Annotated in this window: 1 protein-coding gene; it reads right to left on the bottom strand. The window is 54.8% G+C overall.

Going from position 1 to position 1,271, the window contains the following annotated elements; translation table 11 throughout:
• On the bottom strand, positions 1 to 1,065 hold a 1,065-nt coding region (gene sstT / locus J5224_RS28430; protein ID WP_264628453.1), incomplete at its 3' end, for a serine/threonine transporter SstT.
• Positions 1,066 to 1,271: the final 206 nt, after the last annotated feature.

Below are 1,271 nucleotides of genomic sequence, written 5' to 3'. Positions count from 1 at the left end.
GCCCGCCAGTGGGATTAACAGCAGCGATCCTCCTGCCACGCCGGATGCGCCGCAGGCGCAAATGGCGGCGACCACGCTAAGCAGCAACGCGGTTGGCATATCGACATGGATGCCCAGCGTATGCGCGGCAGCCAACGTCAGGACGGTGATGGTTACCGCCGCGCCCGCCATGTTAATGGTGGCACCCAGCGGAATGGCGACAGAGTAGGTGTCTTCATCCAGATTCAGCTTGCGACACAGCTCCATATTCACCGGGATGTTTGCCGCTGAGCTGCGGGTGAAAAAGGCGGTAATACCGCTTTCCCGCAGGCAAGTCAGTACCAGCGGATACGGATTGCGGCGAATTTTCCAGAATACAATCAGTGGATTGATAACAAACATCACGATCAGCATGCCGCCGACCAGCACGGTCAGCAGGTGAGCATAACCCCACAGTGCATCAAAGCCGGTTTCTGCCAGCGTAGAGGCAACCAGGCCAAAAATCCCGAGCGGTGCAAAACGAATGACCGTGCGCACCAGCAGAGTAACGGCATCCGATGCATCATTGATAAAGGCTTTGGTGGACGGTGAGGCGTGGCGAAACGCGATGCCAAAACCGACGGCCCATACCAGAATACCAATGTAGTTAGCGTTGATCAGCGCGTGTATCGGGTTGGCGACCACGCTCATCAGTAACCCTTTCAGCACTTCAACAATGCCCGCTGGCGGCACGATATCGGCAGACTGTGCACTCAGGGTCAGCGTGGTGGGAAACAAAAAGCCCAACACCACCGCGACCAGCGCCGCCGAAAAGGTGCCGATGCCGTAGAGGATCAGGATGGGGCGGATATTGGTTTTTTGCCCTTGCTGATGATTGGTGATGGAGGCCATCACCAGAACCAGCACCAGTACTGGTGCCACGGCTTTCAATCCGCCGACGAACAGCGTACCGAGCAGGCCGACGGCAAGGGCGGCGGAGGGCGACAACAATGCGAGGGTAATACCTAGCGCCAGCCCGATAACGATTTGCTGCACCAGGCTGCCTCGCGTTATATAGCGGAAAATTGCAGAGTATGTATTTTTCATAAAATAGGCGGTATTCCCGTTCCATAAGCTGACAAGGGTTGTGTGATGGCACGTTGCAGGATGAAAACCTCTGGAGAATGCAATGGGTTTTTTTTCATAACCTGTAACAAAGTGTTTGCGCAGAGCAGTATAGGGAAAAGAGGCATTAAAAAAAGCAATGGCACACGATTTTGTGCGGCGGGTCATTCATAAATCGCCTTAATCAG

This window comes from Candidatus Symbiopectobacterium sp. NZEC135 (genome assembly GCF_025962695.1).
The sequence above is the reverse complement of the archived record's forward strand: the minus strand, read 5'-3'. Positions and strand labels throughout refer to the sequence as shown.